The sequence below is a fragment of the Sphingomonas kyeonggiensis genome, assembly GCF_014204495.1.
GTDB lineage: Bacteria > Pseudomonadota > Alphaproteobacteria > Sphingomonadales > Sphingomonadaceae > Sphingomonas > Sphingomonas kyeonggiensis_A.
In genome coordinates, this window is sequence record NZ_JACHLN010000002.1 from 981,873 (window position 1) to 999,836 (window position 17,964).

The 17,964-nt window shown below is 66.6% G+C and carries 19 protein-coding genes; 6 read left to right on the forward strand and 13 right to left on the reverse strand.

The annotated features are described in order from the left end of the window. Window positions 1–105 precede the first annotated feature (105 nt). The gene (locus HNP52_RS12190) at window positions 106–1,944 is read left to right on the forward strand and encodes a methyl-accepting chemotaxis protein (protein WP_184167310.1); all 1,839 of its coding nucleotides are present in this window, start codon (window positions 106–108) and stop codon (window positions 1,942–1,944) included. A gap of 87 nt (window positions 1,945–2,031) precedes the next feature. On the opposite strand, the gene HNP52_RS12195 is transcribed toward HNP52_RS12190, so the two are convergent. Both HNP52_RS12195 and HNP52_RS12200 read right to left on the reverse strand, forming a co-directional pair. Continuing rightward, entirely contained in the window at window positions 2,032–2,484 is a 453-nt protein-coding gene (locus tag HNP52_RS12195) for a GFA family protein (RefSeq protein ID WP_311768453.1), read from the reverse strand. 4 nt (window positions 2,485–2,488) lie between these two features. Next, window positions 2,489–3,514 carry an aspartate-semialdehyde dehydrogenase gene (locus HNP52_RS12200; protein ID WP_184167313.1) on the reverse strand — a complete coding sequence of 342 codons (1,026 nt, stop codon included), beginning with the start codon at window positions 3,512–3,514 and terminating at the stop codon, window positions 2,489–2,491. 160 nt (window positions 3,515–3,674) lie between these two features. Here HNP52_RS12200 and HNP52_RS12205 point away from each other — a divergent pair, with 160 nt between their 5' ends. Next, a complete protein-coding gene (locus tag HNP52_RS12205; protein WP_184167316.1) occupies window positions 3,675–5,108 on the forward strand; it encodes a patatin-like phospholipase family protein in 1,434 nt (477 codons plus the stop codon). Here HNP52_RS12205 and HNP52_RS12210 read toward each other — a convergent pair. The 3 genes from HNP52_RS12210 to soxR form a co-directional block, all read right to left on the reverse strand. Then, a complete protein-coding gene (locus HNP52_RS12210; RefSeq protein WP_184167319.1) occupies window positions 5,105–6,439 on the reverse strand; it encodes a DUF418 domain-containing protein in 1,335 nt (444 codons plus the stop codon). The genes HNP52_RS12205 and HNP52_RS12210 overlap by 4 nt on opposite strands. A gap of 72 nt (window positions 6,440–6,511) precedes the next feature. After that, complete coding sequence (locus HNP52_RS12215; RefSeq protein ID WP_184167323.1) at window positions 6,512–8,731, reverse strand: S9 family peptidase; 2,220 nt, start codon at window positions 8,729–8,731, stop codon at window positions 6,512–6,514. A gap of 101 nt (window positions 8,732–8,832) precedes the next feature. Continuing rightward, window positions 8,833–9,300, reverse strand: a complete 468-nt coding sequence (gene soxR, locus HNP52_RS12220) for a redox-sensitive transcriptional activator SoxR (RefSeq protein WP_184167326.1) — start codon at window positions 9,298–9,300, stop codon at window positions 8,833–8,835. Window positions 9,301–9,379: 79 nt separating this feature from the next. On the opposite strand from soxR, the gene HNP52_RS12225 reads away from it, so the two are divergent. Both HNP52_RS12225 and HNP52_RS12230 read left to right on the forward strand, forming a co-directional pair. Further along, window positions 9,380–9,757, forward strand: coding sequence for a VOC family protein (locus tag HNP52_RS12225; protein WP_184167329.1), 378 nt, complete (start codon window positions 9,380–9,382; stop codon window positions 9,755–9,757). An 82-nt stretch (window positions 9,758–9,839) separates the two neighbouring features. Continuing rightward, complete coding sequence (locus HNP52_RS12230) at window positions 9,840–10,292, forward strand: PA2169 family four-helix-bundle protein (RefSeq protein WP_184167332.1); 453 nt, start codon at window positions 9,840–9,842, stop codon at window positions 10,290–10,292. On the opposite strand, the gene HNP52_RS12235 is transcribed toward HNP52_RS12230, so the two are convergent. Then, a complete protein-coding gene (locus tag HNP52_RS12235; protein ID WP_184167335.1) occupies window positions 10,289–10,876 on the reverse strand; it encodes an ABATE domain-containing protein in 588 nt (195 codons plus the stop codon). The two genes, HNP52_RS12230 and HNP52_RS12235, sit on opposite strands and share 4 nt — an antisense overlap. 80 nt (window positions 10,877–10,956) lie before the next feature. Here HNP52_RS12235 and HNP52_RS12240 point away from each other — a divergent pair, with 80 nt between their 5' ends. Continuing rightward, window positions 10,957–11,475 carry a lipocalin-like domain-containing protein gene (locus HNP52_RS12240; RefSeq protein ID WP_184167338.1) on the forward strand — a complete coding sequence of 173 codons (519 nt, stop codon included), beginning with the start codon at window positions 10,957–10,959 and terminating at the stop codon, window positions 11,473–11,475. Between the two features lie 147 nt (window positions 11,476–11,622). Here the strand turns inward: HNP52_RS12240 and rplS are convergent, their stop codons facing one another. Together rplS and trmD are read right to left on the reverse strand one after the other, a co-directional pair. Continuing rightward, window positions 11,623–12,012 carry a 50S ribosomal protein L19 gene (rplS, locus tag HNP52_RS12245; RefSeq protein WP_184167341.1) on the reverse strand — a complete coding sequence of 130 codons (390 nt, stop codon included), beginning with the start codon at window positions 12,010–12,012 and terminating at the stop codon, window positions 11,623–11,625. Further along, window positions 12,009–12,746: a tRNA (guanosine(37)-N1)-methyltransferase TrmD gene (trmD, locus tag HNP52_RS12250; protein ID WP_184167344.1), complete on the reverse strand. Its 738-nt coding sequence runs from the start codon at window positions 12,744–12,746 to the stop codon at window positions 12,009–12,011. The genes rplS and trmD overlap by 4 nt, the downstream gene beginning before the upstream one ends. A 34-nt stretch (window positions 12,747–12,780) precedes the next feature. Between trmD and HNP52_RS12255 the strand changes: the two genes are divergently transcribed. Next, window positions 12,781–13,683 (forward strand): NAD(P)/FAD-dependent oxidoreductase, encoded by a 903-nt coding sequence (locus tag HNP52_RS12255; RefSeq protein ID WP_184167347.1) that lies wholly within the window; start codon window positions 12,781–12,783, stop codon window positions 13,681–13,683. Here the strand turns inward: HNP52_RS12255 and HNP52_RS12260 are convergent. The 5 genes from HNP52_RS12260 to rimM form a co-directional block, all read right to left on the reverse strand. Further along, complete coding sequence (locus tag HNP52_RS12260) at window positions 13,680–14,510, reverse strand: TIGR04222 domain-containing membrane protein (protein WP_184167350.1); 831 nt, start codon at window positions 14,508–14,510, stop codon at window positions 13,680–13,682. The two genes, HNP52_RS12255 and HNP52_RS12260, sit on opposite strands and share 4 nt — an antisense overlap. Window positions 14,511–14,516: 6 nt before the next feature. Then, entirely contained in the window at window positions 14,517–15,095 is a 579-nt protein-coding gene (locus tag HNP52_RS12265) for a hypothetical protein (RefSeq protein WP_184167353.1), read from the reverse strand. Window positions 15,096–15,128: 33 nt separating this feature from the next. Further along, window positions 15,129–16,643, reverse strand: coding sequence for a serine hydrolase (locus tag HNP52_RS12270; RefSeq protein ID WP_184167356.1), 1,515 nt, complete (start codon window positions 16,641–16,643; stop codon window positions 15,129–15,131). Window positions 16,644–16,750: 107 nt separating this feature from the next. Next, entirely contained in the window at window positions 16,751–17,476 is a 726-nt protein-coding gene (locus tag HNP52_RS12275; protein ID WP_184167361.1) for a metallophosphoesterase, read from the reverse strand. After that, window positions 17,473–17,964, reverse strand: a complete 492-nt coding sequence (rimM, locus tag HNP52_RS12280) for a ribosome maturation factor RimM (RefSeq protein ID WP_184167364.1) — start codon at window positions 17,962–17,964, stop codon at window positions 17,473–17,475. Before rimM ends, HNP52_RS12275 begins: the two co-directional genes overlap by 4 nt.

The window sequence follows — 17,964 nt, forward strand, 5'->3', positions numbered from 1 at the left end:
ACCTGCGTAACTTCGCACCCGCAACATGTAACCGTGTAACCGCCCTATAATGATGGAAATTCCGCTTTTTCCGGCGCCGTCCTGGCGTGGCCAAACGAGATTTCCATGCGCGAACGAATTGCCAACCTCCCCCTCGCCACCAAGACCACGATCATTACGATCTCCAGCTTGCTGGTGCTCGCGCTCGCCACCTTCGTGCTGAGCGACCGGGTGCTGACCGCCGATGCCGAACGCGTCGCGGCCGAGCGCCAGGAGACCAACATGCGCGTCGCCTGGAAGGTGCTGAACGACGAAGGCGCCTTCCGCGCCGACGGCACCGATCTCTATGTCGGCGAGCACAAGCTCAACGGCTGGACCCAGCCGGTGGACGAGATCAAGCGGCTGGTCGGCGGCACCGCGACCGTGTTCGCGGGCGACACCCGCATCACCACCAATGTGCTGAAGCCCGACGGCAGCCGCGCGGTCGGCACACCGCTCGCCGCCGGTCCTGCCAAGGACGCGGTGCTCGGTCAGGGCAAGCCCTATCGCGGCACCGCAGAGATCCTCGGCAAGCAGTTCTTCACCGCCTATGATCCGATCAAGGACGCCAGCGGCAAGGTGGTGGGCGTACTCTATGTCGGCATTCCGCGCAGCGACGTGCTCTCGGCCATCCAGTCGGTCCGCTCGTCGATGGCGATCACCGCGACGCTGATCACCCTGCTCGTCACCGCGATCGGCTTCCTGATCGGCCGGGCGATGTTCCGCCCGCTCGCCCAGATGACCGAGGCGATGGAACATCTCTCGGCCGGCGACACCGCCGTGACGATCCCGGATCGCCGCAGCGAGGATGAGATCGGCAAGATGGCGCGCGCGCTCGAGCGCTTCCGCGTCGCCGCCAACGACAAGGCCGCGGCCGAGGCCAAGCACCGGCTGGGCGAGATCGAACGCGAAAAGGCGATGGCAATGCTGGGCGGCGCGCTGGAGCGCGTGGCCGGCGGCGACCTGACCGCCGATGTCGGCAAGGATTTCCCGAGCGACTATGCCGAGCTCGGCGGCAACTATAACGGCGCCCTCTCCAGCCTGCGCGCGCTGATCGGCACGGTGATGGAAAGCACCGGCGCGATCCAGACCGGCTCGATGGAAATCGCTGCCGCGTCGGAGGACCTTGCCCGCCGCACCGAGGGCAATGCCGCAAGCCTCGAAGAGACGTCGGCCGCCGTGACCCAGATGAACCAGCGCCTGCGCGCCACCGCCGATGCCGCGAGCCAGACCGTCACCCGCGCCGATGCGGCGATCGCGGTAGTCGGCTCGGGCCGCGAGACCGCCGACGAGGCGGTGCAGGCGATGAGCCGGGTCAGCGAGAGCGCCAAGGGCATCGACTCGGTGATCGAAGGCCTGGACAAGATCGCCTTCCAGACGCGCGTCCTTGCAATGAATGCGGCCGTGGAAGCCGGCCGTGCCGGCGAGGCGGGCCGCGGCTTCGCGGTGGTCGCCGACCTCGTCTCCGCCCTCGCCATGCGCGCCGAGGAGGAAGCCAAGCGGGCTCGCGACCAGCTGACCGTAACCCAGGCTGAAGTCGAGACTGCGAAGGGCGCCGTCGAGCGCGTCGATGGCGCGCTTTCGGAGATCGTCGACACGGTGGGCGAAGTGCACCAGCTGCTCGGCACGATCGCTTCGGACAACCAGGCCCAGTCGACCGCGATCGGCGAAATCAGCACCGCGATCGGCACGATGGATCAGGCGACCCAGCAGAATGCGGCGATGGTCGAGGAAACCTCGGCGGCGGCGCGTGCGCTGACCGACCAGGTGAGCCGCCTCGACGCGCAGGCCGGTACCTTCCGCATCGACGATGGCGGGCGCCGCCCGGCCGCCGCATCGGCTCCGCGCGGGTTCAAGCCACTGGCTAGCACCCGTCCTGTGCCGGCCAAGCCGATCGGCGACGCCGAGGCCTGGGCGAGCTTCTGATCTCTGGTTCCCCGGCGAAAGCCGGGGCCCAGGGCCACAAGCGACACGGCAGAGAAACCCTGAGCCCCGGCTTTCGCCGGGGAACCGCTACTCCGCCGCTTGTCCAGGCAAGAACAACGCCGCGAACGCGTCCATCGGCGCGCTTTCCGGCCATTGCGGGACATCGTCGGCGATGACGATCCAGGGCTGCTTGCGGCTGGTCCAGATGTGCAGGCGCGGGCTGGGCTCATCGCTGCGGTCGAGCGTGCCCGCACGCACGATCGCCAGGCCCGGCCGGCCGCTGTTCACATTGTAGAGCCGGGTGTGGCAGGTGCCGCAGGCGAAGTGGCGCGAGATCGCGCCGTTCGAGGTCGGCAGGGTGAAGTCGACCACCGCACCCTTCACGATCGCGAGCGCGGCCTCGCGCACCGGCGCCTGCTCGGCAAAGGCGCTGCCCGAACCCGTCTGGCAGTCGCGGCAATGGCAGCAATAGACGGCCGGCAGGTCGTCCATCGCCAGGGTGTAGCGGACGGCGCCGCAGCGGCAGCCGCCCGCTATCACCGGGTTACGCTTTCTTCAGGTGGCGGCGGCCCAGCAGCTCCGCGATCTGCACCGCGTTGAGTGCGGCGCCCTTGCGGAGATTGTCCGAGACGCACCAGATCGACAGGCCGTTCTCCACCGTCGAATCCTCGCGGACGCGGCTGATGAAGGTGGCATACTCGCCGACGCATTCGATCGGCGTGACGTATCCGCCGTCCTCATGCTTGTCGACGAGCATGATGCCCGGCGCCTCGCGCAGGATGTTCTTGGCCTGCTCGGCCGAGATCTCGTCCTCGAACTCGATGTTGATCGCTTCCGAATGGCCGACGAACACCGGCACGCGCACGCAGGTGGCGGTCACCTTGATCTTCGGATCGAGGATCTTCTTGGTCTCGACGACCATCTTCCACTCTTCCTTGGTCGAGCCGTCGTCCAGGAAGCTGTCGATGTGCGGGATCACGTTGAAGGCGATCTGCTTGGTGAACTTCTTCGGCTCGGCCTGGTCGCCGACGAAGATGTTGCGCGACTGCTCGAACAGCTCGTCCATGCCCGCCTTGCCCGCGCCGGAAACCGACTGGTAGGTCGCGACGACGACGCGCTTGATCTTCGCGGCATCATGGAGCGGCTTGAGCGCCACGACCATCTGCGCGGTCGAGCAGTTCGGGTTGGCGATGATGTTGCGCGCCTTGTAGCCGTCGATCGCTTCCGGATTCACTTCCGGCACGATCAGCGGCACGTCCGGATCCATGCGGTAGAGCGACGCATTGTCGATCACCGTGCAGCCGGCGGCGGCGAACTTCGGAGCATAGAGCTTCGAGCCATCCGAACCGATCGCGAACAGGGCGATATCCCAGCCGGTCGGATCGAAATGCTCGATGTTCTGGACTTTGTAGGTTTTCCCTGTCTCGCCGAAGTCGATAATATCGCCGGTCGAGCGCGACGAGGCCAGCACGGCCAGGTCGTCGATCGGGAATTCCCGCTCGGCCAGGATGTTCAACATTTCGCGCCCGACATTGCCGGTGGCGCCTGCGACGACGACACGGTAGCCCATCACTTACTCCAGGGTGGAAACTGCGGCCGCGCTACGCGCATCCCACCGCCTGTGCAAGCAAGCGCTGCTTGTTTCGCGCGATGGCTGGGCTTTTTGTCGATTTCGCGCAAGACGCGTTTGGCGCAATTTTGTTACCCTGCCGGGAAGGACGGAGGGGATGATGCGGCGGATCCTGATGATCGTGCTGATGGGGCTGAGCCTGGGCAGCTGCGCCTTCAAGGGCGCGCTGAAGCTGGACTGCGCCAATTTCGCCAGCTTCATCCATCCGATCGAGCTGACCCCGCTCGAACGCCAGATCCGCGCGCTCGACCTGGAGACACTGCCGCCGGCCGAGCGCGAGCTGGCCGACCGGCTCGCGGCCGCCGAGCTCGCGCGGCTGGCCGCCGATCCTGCCGCGCCCCCTGCCCCCGAGCGGCCGGTGCTGCTGCTTTCCGGCGGTGGGCAATGGGGTGCGTTCGGCGTTGGGCTGATGAACCAGCTGGTCGAGAACCGGCAGTTCCCCGATTTCGGGGTGGTGACCGGGGTGAGTACCGGCGCACTGCAATCGCTGTTCGTTGGCGCGGGGCTCGATCGGCAGGACGATGAAGGCGCGGCGATCCGCGCGGCGCTGACCGCCGCCTATTCCCCGGTAAAGGAAAGCGACATCGTCGATCGCGAGGGACTGCAGGCGATGGCGGCGATCAACGGCGCGCTCGCCAATCTCAAGCCGCTGCGCCGCCGCTTCGAGCAGCGCATCTGCCCGGCGATCTACGATCCCAAGTCGCCGCAGGGTCAAGCCGGCGTGTGCATCGTCAAGACGCTGCGCGACAGCAAGACGCGCAAGGTGCTGCTCGGGCTGATCGAGGCGAATTCGGGCGAGTTCGGCTATGTCGACGTGCAGGAGCTGCTCGCGCCCTATGGCAACTCCGACGCGGACCTGACCAAGGCGACCCAGTGCCTGGCCGGCGCGGCGCTGGCCTCGGCGGCGGTGCCGGTCTTCTACCAGCAGGTACGGGTCGACGGTAGAACCTATTATGACGGGGGCGTGCGCCAGTCGGTGTTCCTCGCCTCGGTGGCGGATGCGCAGCGGGTGGCGAGCGAGATCGTCCGCCGGGAGCGCGCGCGATTGACCGGGCGCCAGCTTGAAGCCGCACCGGCCAAACCAGGCGATATCTATGTCATCCGCAACGGCTCCACCTGGCTACCGCCCGATCAGGATGTGATGCCAGGCTATCCCGCCGAGATCGACAAGAAGGCCGACGCACTGCGCGCCGCCCAGCGCGGGCAGGCGATCATGGTCAACCAGCTCGAAATCGGCTCGATCGCCGCGCTGCGGCTCAGCCGGCCGGGCGGCGCGATCTGGTTCGTCAGCGCGGACGGCTATCGCAACTATCGGCCGACCTATGACGGCAGCATCACCTGCGGCCCGCTCAAGGAAGCCAGGCGCGGGGCGATGTTCATCCCCGAATTCATGCGCTGCATGATGGACTATGGCCGCAACCGAGCGACCGGTGGAGAGCCCTGGATCGACCTGTGCCATTATGACGGCACCGAGACGCGGGCGGTGTGCCGGCGGCCCGACGGGACGATGCCGGGCGCGGTGGGGCGGCGCTAGGCTTCCGCCGCCGGGCTCGCGCGGCGCAGGAAGGGTTGCCAGCGCAGATAGGCCAGGCTGCGCCACAGCCATTCGAGCGGGCCGGTGCTGAAGAAGCGCAGCCAGAGATTGGCGAGCAGCAATTGCCCGCCGATCACCAGCAGCACCGTGCCCGCCAGGTCCGACCAGCTCTGCCGCCCCCACAGCCCAAGGCCCCAGGGCGCGTAGAGGATGTAGATCCCGATGATCTGCTGGAGGAAATAGAGCGAGAAGGCCGTCCGTCCCGCCACCTTGAACGGGCCGAAGATCGCCCGCCCCGCCCCGCTCTTCACCGCCAGGTTGACGAGCGCGACATGGCCGATCGACACCGCCATCCGGGCGAATTCCTGCGTCATCCACAACAGCTTGGGGCCGGGCACGTTGGACAGGAACTCATGGCCCGCCACCACACGCAGCGCCATGCCGGGCAGGTAGCAGGCGAGCATCAGCAGCAGGTAGAAGCGCGCGCTGCGCTCGCCCTGGATCACGCCCCATTTCCATAGCGCGATGCCGATCAGCATCATGCAGAAGGCCTCGGCGACGCTCTTCACTATCTCGGGCCAGAGGAACATCTGGTAGAAGCCGATCTGCATCCCGGCATAAGCCAGGAAGCTGCCGCCGTGCCCCTTGGCCTCCATTTCGGCGATGCCCTTGATCTCATCGCCACCGGTGCGCAGTTTCTCGACCTTCTTGCGCCACTCCTCGAGCGCCTTCTTCTCGGCAGGCGTCACCGGCTGGTGCGCGGCGAGCTTCTGCTCGGCGACCTGCACGCGCTCGACCAGCGCGGCACGCTCGGCATAGCGCAGCGCGCCATTGCCTGCCGTGTAGAGCGCGAAGCCCAGGCCGAGCACCACCAGCCATTTCGCGCTCAGCCGCCGGAACGGGAAAAGCAGCAGCGCCGCCAGCGCATAGATGTGGAGGATGTCCCCGGCCCAGAGCAGGATGAAGAGATCGAAGATGCCGAAGCCGAGCAGCCAGAGGTTGCGCCGCAGATAGAGATCGGCGACCGCGACTGGCCCGTCGGGCGTCATCGCCACCCGGGCGAAGACCATGAGCCCCGCGCCGAACAGCATTTCGAGTAGCCCGCGCTGGGTGCCCTCCAGCACCACCTGGATCCCCCACCAGCTCGCCTGGTCGAGCGGATCCCAGCCGATCAGCCGCGGATCACGGAACAGCTTGGAAAGCTGTGCCCCCATGAAGGGGATGTTCATGAAGAAGATGCCGAGGATCGCCAGCCCGCGCAGCATGTCGAGCACGTCGATCCGTGCCTTGCCGTGCACCGGCGCGAACGCCGCTCCCGTCGCATCCGTCATCGCTCTTCCCCCCGCCAAAGCGAGGGGAAGGATAGGTCAGCAAGATATCTGCGTCGAGACGCAGATATCCGGTTATTTCGCCTTGGTCTTGCGATCGAGGAAGTCGAGGATCGTGTTCCACAGATGGACGCTGATCCCCGGGCCGCCGACGCGGTGGGTGTGGCCGGGGTAGAACATCATCTCGAACGGCACTTCCGCCTTTTGCAGCGTGGCCGCCATCGCGGTGCTGTTCTCGAACACGACGTTATCGTCCGCCATGCCGTGGATCAGCAGCATCGGATCGGCGATCTTCGCCGCCTCGCCGATATTGTCGGACGCCTTGTACGCCTCGGGCACCTTGTTCGGGTCACCCATGTAGCGCTCGGTATAATGGGTGTCGTACAGCTCCCACTTGGTCACCGGCGCGCCGGCGACACCCGCGGCGAACACGCCCGGCGCCTTTTCCAGCATCTTCAGCGTCATGTAGCCGCCGTACGACCAGCCATAGGTGACGACCTTGCCGGCATCCACATAGGGAAGCGTCTTCAGATAGTTGGCGCCGGCAACCTGGTCCTCGACCTCGACGGTGCCCATCGCGTGCCAGATCTGGCTCTCGAAATCGACGCCGCGATTGGCCGAGCCGCGATTGTCGATCTGGAACCAGATATAGCCGCGCGAGACGAGATATTGCTGGAGCGCGCCGCCCCAGGCCTTGCTCACCGTCTGCGAATGCGGGCCGCCATAGTGCTGGAAGAACACCGGGTACTTCTTGCCCGGCTCCAGCTTGGGCGTGATCATCTCCCAGTTGAGCGTCGAGCCGTCGGCCGCCTTGATCGTGCCGAAGGTCCGCTCGCGATGCCCGGCGAGATAGGCGTTATAGGGATGATCGGCGGCGGTTACCGCGTTCTCGTTCACCCAGGCGATGCGCTTGCCGGTCGCGTCGGCCAGATAGGTCTGGGCGGGCTGTCCGGTATTCGAGCGCTTGACGATCGCGCGGGTGCCCGAGGGATCCATCGTCGCCTCGTTCCACCAGCCGGTCTCGGTCAGGCGGGTGATCGCCCCACCCTTCTTGTAGTCGACCGAATAGAGGTGCCGCTCGAGCACGCCGTCCTTGTTGCCGAGGAAGAAGACGCGGCTCTTCGCCTCGTCCACGCCGACGACGTCGGGGGTCACTTCCCAGTCGCCCTTGGTGATCTGGGCGAACTTGCCCTTGGCGAAGCGATAGAGATGGCCGTGGCCATCGCGCTCGGACCACCAGAGCAGGCTGCCGTCGTCGAGCGGGGTCAGCGCGGTCGACAGGTTCACCCAGCTCTTGGCACGCGCCTTTTCGCTGAACAGCACGACCGACTTGCCGGTGGCCGGATCGACCTGGAGCAGGTCGAGCACGGTCTGCTCGCGATTCTCGCGCTGGACGTAGAGCGTCTTGCCGTCCTTCGACCAGTCGACGCGGGCAAGGTAGATGTCCTTGTCGGTCCCCAGATCGACGCCGACCTTGTGGTCGCCGTTCGGGTCCATGACGTAGAGTTCGACATTGGCGTTGGGCGTGCCCGCCTTGGGATAGCGCTGCTGGAACAGCTGGGTGCCCTCGGCACCGATCGCGGCGCGGGTGACGACGCCGACCGGCGCCTCGTCGAAGCGCTCGACCGCGACATAGCGATCGTTCGGGGCCCACCAATAGCCCTTGAACCGAGCCATTTCCTCCTGCGCGACGAACTCGGCCTCGCCCCAATGGACGGTACCGGCGCCATCGTCGGTGATCGGCTTCGGATTGCCGTTCGCCAGGCCCATCACCACCAGGTTCTGGTCCTGCACGTACGAGACATAACCGCCCGCGGGGCTGATCTCGGCATTGAGCTTGGGACCTGCCTTGGCGGGCAGCTTGGCGACGCTGCCGTCGAGCCCGGCGCGGTAGAGCTCGCCGTCCAGCGGCACGAGCACCGACTTACCGTCGGGCGCCCAGTCATAGGCGACGATGCCCTTGGTGCCGGCGATGCGGGCGCGTTCACGCTGCATCTTCTCGGCCTCGGACATCTCGGCGCCGCTGCCGAACTTCTTCGAATCGACGAGCATCCGCCATTCGCCGGTGCGGGTGTCCATCGCCCACAGGTCGAAGCGTTCCTTCTCGTCGGCGCGGTTGCGCAGCAGCGTGAGGAACTTGCCGTCGGGCGAGAGCTTGGCGGCGCGCGGCTGCGGCCCGTTCAGATCGGGGCTGGCGAACACGCGCTCGAGCGTGAGGTCCTTGTTCTGCGCCAGCGCTTCATTCGCCATCAGCGGCGCTCCCATCATTGCAAGCCCAACCAAGTATTTCCGCATAAACCCCGATCTCCTTGGGGCCGCGTTATTGCGGGGTACGGGCGCGGGGTAAAGCCGCAGGCCGAAGGAATCTTGCGCTGCCCCGCAACAAAATCACGCGCTCAGTCCAAGCCGAGCGCCACCTTGCGTGAGACCAGGATGAAGCGCGGGCCCGCGCCGTTGCGCGCAGCGCGGTCGTCAGGATTGTAGAGCGCACATTTCTTCAGGCTCAGGCAGCCGCAGCCGATGCAGCCATCGAGATCGTCGAGCGTGCGCTGGAGCTGGGCGATCTGGACTTCGATCCGCTTGCGAATGCCGCGGCTGATCCGCGCCCAATCCGCGCTGGTGGGCGTGCGCCCCTCAGGCAACTTACCCAGTTCCTCGGCGATCTGCGGCAAGGTGAGACCAAGCTGCTGGGCGATCAGCGCGAAGGAGATGCGGCGGATGTCCGATCGCAGGAACCGCCGCTGGTTGCCGCTGGTGCGGATCGGATGGACGATCCCCTTCCCCTCGTAGAAGCGCACCGCCGACACCGCGATTCCGGTCCGCGCTGCCAGTTCGCCGATCGTCAGAAGCTCGTTCCCGCGCACCGCAATTTCCCGCTTGACCTCAACTTAGGTTGAGGTTGTAGCTGCTCGCGGCATGGCATCCAATGAGGAAAGGAAATCCATGTCCCAGCCCTATATCGAGCATGTGAACGTGACCGTGCGCAGCCCCGAGCGCGCCGCGAAATTGCTTGGCGACCTGTTCGACTGGCATGTCCGCTGGGAAGGCCCGGCGCGCGACGGCGGGCGCACCATCCATGTCGGCGATGAGCGCACCTATCTCGCGGTCTACACCCCGCCCGAGACGCCCGACCAGGCGACCTTCGAGAAGGGCCGACCGCTCAACCATGTCGGAATCCTGGTCGATGATCTCGACGAGATCGAACAGCGGGTGGTGAAGGCCGGGCTGATCCCGTTCGCCCATGCCGATTACGATCCTGGGCGGCGTTTCTATTTCCTGGATCACGACGGCACCGAATTCGAGATCGTCAGCTACGCGTAAATGTCTGGCTAACCTTCATTTTCGGCAACCCGTGGGTGGTGCGCGGGGTTCTCTTCGCTACCAGTTTACGAGGAGAGCCCGCGTGACCACCAACCATGACGTGTCCAAACTCGACGACCTGATCGTCACCACCATCGACAGTGTGCGCGGCTATGAACATTCAGCCAAGCACGCCGATGCCGGCCGCTTCGTTCAGTTCTTCGAGGACATGGCCGACGAGCGTCGCCGGGTTATCGACGCGCTGTCCGCCAAAAGCCGCGAACTGGGCGGCACGCCGGCCGAATATGGCTCGACGGCGGCGACGATCCACCGCCGGGTGGAGGATTTCCGCCGAGTGCTGGGCGGTGGCGATGCCGCGATCCTGAGCGAGATCGAGCGTGGCGAGGATTATCTGAAGCAGGAGTTCGACCGGGTGCTGGCGGACGAGCGCATGTCGCCGGGCGCGATGGGCGTGGTCCGCGAATGCTACACCTCGGTGCTGCGCGGACACGACACGACGAAGAAGCTGCGGGACCTGCTGCAGGCAGCGGACTAGGCCCCTACTCCCTGCCGCCGCTTGCGAAACTCGGCGACCTTGGCCTTGTTGCCGCAGCGCTTCATCGAGCACCAGCGGCGCTCGCCGCCGCGTGAAGTATCGAGGAACAGCATCGCGCATCCGTCCGCCTCGCAGCGGCGGATGCGCGAGGCCTGATCGCCGCCCAGCAGCAATGCCGCCTCCCCCGCCAGCGTGGCGAGCAGCGCGGATGCCCCGCCCTGCAACCGTACGCGGCCGTCCTCTCCGATCTGGGGTATAGCCGGCGTCCCGGCAGCCGCGGCATTGATCTGGTCGATGTCGGCCGGAGTGCCCTCTCCACCCGCCAGCCGCGCATCGACGATCGCATGGATCGCCTCGCGGAGTGCTCGCGCCCGCTCCAGATCCCCGGGCGTGGCAGCAAGCGGCGATCCGGCGAAACCCGCCGCGACCAGCCAACGCGCCAGATCATCGGGCCCGGCGAGCAGCTCCCGCTGCGCCGGCTTCAGACGCCCCGTTACCGTCGCCACCAGATCGAGTGCGGGATGGCCGCCCCGGAAGTGAAAACCGTCGCGCAACTCGCCGTTCTGGAATTCCTGCGTGCTCATGAAACCCCATTGACAGGTTACTGACGTCGCCGCAACACACTCTTGTAACCGACTCGACAGGTTACATGGAGAAACGAGAGATGGTGAAACACCTCATCCTCGCCGCCGGCATGGTCGCCGCGGCGAGCAGCGGAGACGCGCATATCAGCGATGGAGAGCCTAGCCTGGCCGGAACCTGGGTGATGGACTCGGCCTATGAAGTCCTCGCCGATGGGCGGCGGGTGACCAATTATGGCGAGCATCCATTGGGCTTGCTGATCGTCGATCCTGCCGGCCGCTACAGCCTGCAGATCTTCCGTCGCGACCGCCCAGCCTTCGCCACCGGCGACAAGGCGCGCGGAACACCCGAGGAGTTCCGCGCCGCAGCGCTGGGATCGAGCACCCATTTCGGCCGCGTCCGGATCGATGCCGTCGCGAAGCAGCTCATCTTCGATATCGAGGGTGCTTCCTTTCCGAACTGGGAAGGCCGGCGGCAGGTGCGCGACTATGTGCTGCAGGACGGGCTGCTGCGCTATGCCGTGCCGGCCAGCGCCTCGGGTAACGGGACGACCGCCTATTCGATCTGGCGCCGCGTCGAGCAGGGCGACGGCGATGGATGATTTCTACGGCCGCGAATGGGTGGAGCATCGGCACGCGCTGTTCGATGCGATCGGGGCGCTTGTCCGCTGGCTATCGCGGCGCCGGAAATGAAAAAGGGCACGGTAGCCATCGCCACCGCGCCCTTTTCAATACCGTGAAGCCAGAGCTTACTCGGCGGCTGCGACCTCGGTCGGACGCGGATCGCGGCGCTCGGCGATACGCGCCGACTTGCCGGTGCGGCCACGCAGGTAATAGAGCTTCGCGCGACGCACGACACCGCGGCGAACCACCTCGATGCTGTCGATGTTCGGCGAATAGAGCGGGAAGACGCGCTCGACGCCCTCACCGAACGAAATCTTGCGGACGGTGAAGCTCGAACCCATGCCCTTGTTGGCACGGGCGATGCACACGCCCTCATAGTTCTGCACGCGGGTGCGCTCGCCTTCGACGACCTTCACGCCGACCTTGAGGGTGTCGCCCGGGCGGAACTCCGGAATCTTCTTCGCCTCGTTGAACTTGGCGATCTGCTCGGCTTCGAGCTTCTGGATCAGGTTCATTTCTTGTCGTCCTGTTTTCGTCGCCGCGCGCCAGAGGGAGGTTGGACCCGAGCGCCCTCATGGCGCTCCCAAAGGTCCGGCCTCCGTAGCCGTGTGTCGGTCTCGGCACGGCTTCTACGCCAGGCCTCGATCTTCGCATGATCCCCCGATCGCAGCACTTCGGGGATCGTGCGCCCTTCCCATTCAACAGGTCGGGTATATTGCGGATATTCGAGCAGCCCCGTTTCGAAGCTCTCGTCCATGCCGCTGGAAGGCGCGCCCATTACTCCGGGAATGAGGCGAATGCAAGCGTCAAGCATGGTGAGCGCCGCCATCTCGCCGCCGGACAGGATATAGTCGCCGATCGAGACCTGCTCGATCTCGCGCGCCTCGAACAGGCGCTCGTCCATCCCCTCGAACCGGCCGCAGATCACGACCACGCCAGGCCCCTCTGCCAAAGCCCGGACGCGGTCCTGGCTGAGCGGCTTGCCGCGTGGCGTCATCGCCAGGATCGGGCGACCAGGCGCCACGCTGTCGAGCGCGGCGGCGAGCACGTCCACCCGCATCACCATCCCGGCTCCGCCCCCGGCCGGCGTGTCGTCGACCGAGCGATGCTTGTCGGTCGCGAAGTCGCGGATCTGGACGGCTTCCATGCTCCACAGCCCTTCGCGAAGCCCACGGCCGGCGAGCGATATGCCGAGCGGCCCGGGAAACATCTCGGGGTAAAGCGTTAGAACGGTTGCGGCGAAAGGCATGGGAGCCTTTCCCCTCCGGGAGCGCGATTGGCAAGTGGACGATTGCATCATCATCGGCGGCGGCCCTGCCGGCCTCACCGCAGCGATCTACCTGGCGCGGTTCCATCTCGACATCCGGCTGTTCGATTGTGGATCGAGCCGGGCGGCGCAGATCCCATGCACACGCAACCATGCCGGGTTTCCGGAAGGCATCTCGGGCAAGGAGTTGCTCGCGCGGATGCTGGCGCAGGCCGAGAAATATGGCGCAGTGCGCGAACTGGCCGAGGTCGAGGGGCTAAGGTTGATCGAGGGCGGCTTCGGCGTGCGGGTCGGCGAGCGGGAGCATGCTGCGCGCACCGTGCTGCTCGCCACGGGCGTGGTGAACAATCGGCCGGCCATGCCAGAGGCGCTCCATGACGAAGCGCTCGCCCGAGGGCTGCTGCGCTATTGCCCGATCTGCGACGGCTATGAGGTGACCGACAAAAGGATCGGCGTGATCGGCACCGGCAGCCACGGTATGGCCGAAGCGCTGTTCCTGCGCGGTTACAGCCCGGAGGTGACGCTGATCGCACCGGAAGCACATGCGCTGTCGGACGAGGAGGCGGCGACGTTGGACGATGCCCGCATCGCCCGGGTCGATGGGCCTTGCGGCGGCTATGCGATCGAAGATGGGCAGCTGGCGCTCGATACGGCGGAGGGACGGTTGAATTTCGACACCGTCTATCCCGCGCTGGGCTCGGTTATCCGCTCGGGCCTGGCGATTCAGGTCGGGGCGCGGGCGGATGAGAATGGCTGCCTGGAGGTGGACGATCATCAACGCACCAGCGTCCCCGGCCTGTTCGCGGCCGGGGACGTGGCACGGGGGCTCGACCAGATCAGCCATGCGATGGGCGAGGCCGGCGTCGCCGCCACCACCATCCGCAACCTGCTGGCCGAGCAGAAGCCGATCCGGCGCTAGCTGCCGCACCCGCCGCAGCCACCACCGCCGCAGCCGCTGCTGCCACCGCCGTCGCCGCCACTGCTGCCACTCCCGCCATCGCCGCCCGAGCTTGCTGCCCGCGCCTGGTGGAAGCCGCCCCAGTCCGAGCCGACCAGCACCACCGTGCCGAACAGCGCCACGCCGAGGTCGGCCTCCCCGCTGGCCGGTGCCCGGCGGAGACGTTCGTGACGGTCGCGCGCTTCGGCAAGGACTTCCTGCCCGGCGCGGGTTCGCCGGTCGAGCGCGGCGAAGCGGATGAAGGCCAGGATCGCGGTGAGGATCAGGAAGAGCGTGAGATAGCCGACCGGCCTGCCCCGCGCCTCGCCGATCAGCAGCTTGGTGTAGCCGAAGCCGAGCAGCAGGAAATAGGGCAAGGTCTGGAAGAAGCGCAGCTGGAGCGCCTCGCCGGTGCCGATCAGCAACTGGTCGGAGATCAGCCGCTGGCGGATGGCGTCGGCATGCTTGCCGATCGCCCCGGCGACCCGGCCCCAGTTCGAACTGTCGGGCAGCGCCAATACGCTGCGCTCCATTGGCGTAGAGCCACCGAGATGGCCTGGCGTGTAGCGATCCTTGCCGTCCATCACGAGCTGACGGCTGGCGAGCAATCGGGCGGCGACGGTCTCGGCAAGGCGGGTACTCCCGCCGGCTAGAAAGGCGAGATGGTCGGCATCGATGTTGCGCGGGGTGCGGCCTTCGGGCCGGAGCCAGCGCGCTATGGTGAAACCGGCGATGATGGTGACTACCAGCAGGGCGCCATAGAGGATGAGAAACGGCCCGCCGGTAAGGTCGAAGGGTCCGAGCGACATAAAGTCCTAGCTCCTCAGAAAGGCCCACAGGACCAGCAGGAAGAGCGCCGCGAACGCAACGAGCAGCGCGATCCGGAATGGCCTCCGGGGCACGATAAATGCGTCGCGCGGATGCACGCGGCGCGCCTTGTGGTCCTGCAACAGGCGCCGCCCCGCGTCGGGCCACAGATCCGCGGGCGGCGTGCCGAAGACGCGCTCGTAGCTGCGCAGCGTCTCGGCATATTGGGTGAAGTAGCGATGCCCCTCCTCGCGCCCGCCGGCCGTGGGGCCGTGATGGAGCGCGCGGCCGAGCACCTGGGGGCAGAAACGCTCCCAGTAATCCCGGGTATAGGTCAGGTGCAGGTGCCAGGCCTGATCGACCTGGTCCGAAGGCGTGACCGGATGCTCCGCCGTCACTGCGAGGAAGCAGAAGCGCCGGTATTCCTCGATCACCCGTTCCGCCTCGGCAGGGCTCCAGCCGTTCTCGCGCGCCAGACGCTGGGCGAAGCTGAGCTCCGCGTCCTCCGGGCCGATGGAATAATGGGAAAGCGCTATCCAGACCGGGTGGTCGGCAGGGGGTCGAGACAGACCGGGGGCCTTGCTCATCTAAATTCCCACTAACATAGTAGGTTTAATTTGTCAAGGCTTAGGCACGGGTGTGAGCTTCAGAGACTGGATCGTGATCGGCGTGGTCGGCGCGAGCAGGAGCGTGCCGTCGAGCATGCCCTTGTCGCACTGCCAGCGGAACGCGCCGGAGAGCCGGCCGGTGGGATGTGGCGGCTCGCCCTTGCCGGTGCAGGCACCGAGCTGCGTGCGAAGTGCGGCGAGGTCACTCCGCCAGTCGGCCGCGGAGCGGTCCATGAGGAAGTTCATCGCCAGCGACGATCGGGCAACCGTCACGTCTCCGGCGGCATAGATCGCGCGTGCGGTATCGAGCGCAGCAGCGAGGTCGGGGCTGAGCGGGGTCTCGGCGAAGGACAGAGCACCGGCCTTGTCTAGCCCGAACATCGCATCCCAGGCGATGCCCGCCGCGCCGGTATAGGTGCGGTTGGTGAAGACGAAAATCCCCACCCCCGCCTCCGGCACCAGCAGCATGTGCGATCCATAGCCGGGATAGCCGCCGCCGTGATGCAGCATCATGCCGAGCTCGCAATCCTGCGAAACCCGCAGGCCCTTGCCATAGGCGGTACCCTGGATGCAGCCGGTCTTGGCGGTGGCGCCGTAGCGCGGCGTCATCCGCACGAAGTTCAGCCCCTGCGCCAGCTCGCGCACCGTGGCACGCTTTACCGGCCCTGCGTCCGGCCCGTCGCGCGGTGGCCAGGCGGAGAGCAGGAAGGCGATCCACTTGGCATAGTCGTTCGCGCTAACCTGCAGACCGCCCATCGGACCGAAGGCGCCGTTGCGCATGGTCGGCTCTTCCGTCCACGCCCCCTTTTCGAAGCGATAGCCGATCGCACGGCGTTCGATCAGCCATTCGCTCACTTCGAAGCCACTCGAGGTCATACCGAGTGGCTTGAGGATCGTGCGCTCGACATAGCTGCGATAGGGCATGCCCGACACTTTCGCGACGATGTGACCGAGCAGCGCATAGCCGAAGTTCGAATATTCATGCGCCGTATCGGGCACCCGGCTGAACGGCACACCGGTCCGGAGGAGCCCGATGAACTCCGCTTCGGGCATCGGCGTCTGGCGATCGCCCCAGGGATCGTCGGTGACGAAGCCGGCAACGTGCGAGAGCAGGTCGCGGATCCGGATGCGCGGGCTGTCACTGGTCGGGTATTTCCAGCCACGCATCTCGGGCACGTATCTCTCAGCGAGATCGTCGAGCGAGAGCTTGCCGGCATCGCGCAGCGCCAGGATCGACAGCGCGGTGAAGGCCTTGGTCATCGAGGCGATGCGGAACAGCGTATCGGGCGTGACCGATCGCTTGTGGTCGAGGTCCTGCACGCCGAAGCCACGGACATGGACAAGCTTGCCCTCGGCAACGATGCCGTAGACCAGCCCGGGCGTCGGCGTATCGCGCTGGAAGCTCTCGAACTGGCGATCGATCGCGTCGAACTGCGGCTGCAACGCAGCAGCCTTCGTCTGCGCCGCCGCGGGTGCCGCCAGGCTGCAGAATGCGGCTGCGGAAAGTGCGGTGCCGAACCAGTTCATGTGCTTCCCCCGATATCTGCGGGAAGGATAGCCGGCCGACCGGGCCGCGTCACGCGTGCGTCTGAGCAGAACGGGTTCCCGGCGAAAGCCGGGGAGCTGTCAGGGGTTCAGCACATCCGTCCCTTGGCCAGTGCGATTGCCCAGTCCGAGCGCCCTTCCGCCTCCGCTTTCCGTGCGGCGGCCATATGATCGTAGGCGACCGCAAACAGGCTGATCGCCTCGCCATCGATCACCGCATAGCGCGCCAGCGGATCGCCATTCTCGACCCGGTAGGGCCGCGGATGATCGTCATCATAGGCTTGCAGCCCAACGCTACCGGGATTGAGCACGCGGCGGCCGTCGGCGAGCGCCAGCAAGCGCGGGACATGCGTGTGCCCGCACAGGGTGAGCGATGCCCCCTGCCCCGCCAGCCGCTCGACCAGCTCGTCCTCGCTGGCGACGCGCAGCCGGTCGCCTTCGAGCGTGTCGGTCAGCGGCGTCACGTCGCTCGTCGGCGTGCCGTGGCATAGGAACAGGCCATCCAGCGCCAACGTTTCGGGCAGGTTCGCCATCCAGGCCAGCGCCTCGGGGCCCAGCACCGCCCGGGTGAAGGCGTCGGAGGCGTTGATCCGCTCAGGCGGGTCGGTCAGCACCTGCCGCTCGTGATTGCCGGCGATGGTCGGCCACTCGCGCGCCATCAGCCAGGCGGCGGTCTCTGCCGGCCAGAGCGGGCCCGACAATATGTCGCCAAGATTGAGGAAGCGCGTGCAGCCGCGCGCCTCGGCATCGGCGACGGTCGCGATCAGGGCCGGCAGGTTGCCGTGAATGTCGGAAAGGACGGCGATCTTCGTCATTCGACGAAGGCGGCGCTCACCACCAGCCGCTCAGCATCCCATTCGGGCACCGCCGCGGCGTTCATCGGCACCATGAAGCGCTTGATCTTGCCATTCTCGTCGGCCGGACGCTCGATCTCGATCACGTCGCCCGCGCCGAAATCGTCGATCGCGACGACCTTGCCCAGCACTTCTCCTTCATCGGAGACGGCAGGGAGGCCCAGCAGGTCGACATGATAATATTCGCCCTCGCCCAGCGGGGGCAGTGCCGAGCGCGGCACGCGCAGCTCGGTGCCACGCAGGGCCTCGGCGGCATTGCGGTCGGCAACCTCTGCGAAGCGCGCGATCGTGCCGTTGGGCCCGCCGCGTACCGATTTGAGCGTCAGCGCACCGCCATTGAACTGGCGGTGCGTAGACAGGTCCTCGGCGAAGACCTTCAGGCGGACCTCGCCCGTCACGCCGTGCGCACCAATGACGACGGCAAGCGTGACGGGCTGATCGCTCGACAA